Annotated in this window: 1 protein-coding gene; it reads left to right on the top strand. The window is 35.6% G+C overall.

Annotation, left to right across the window (positions count from 1 at the left end):
* Nucleotides 1–236: HNH endonuclease (locus tag JUI58_RS11835; protein WP_204103994.1), on the top strand; the 236-nt coding region annotated here is incomplete at both ends.

Raw genomic sequence — 236 nt, forward strand, 5'->3', positions numbered from 1 at the left:
TAAGAGAGTATCTGCTCAACAAATGGGATAGAAAATGTTCTTACTGTAATGCTGAAAATATTCCCTTGCAAGTTGAACACATTCATCCTAAAGCCAAAGGCGGTACTAATAGAATTAGCAACCTATGTTTAGCTTGTGGACCCTGTAACACCAAAAAAGGAACTAAAGATGTTAATGTATTTTTAGCTAAAAAACCTGAAGTGTTAAAACGCATTCTATCTCAAGCAAAACGCCCT

It is taken from the genome of Spirulina sp. CCY15215 (genome assembly GCF_016888125.1).
Lineage (GTDB): Bacteria > Cyanobacteriota > Cyanobacteriia > Cyanobacteriales > Spirulinaceae > CCY15215.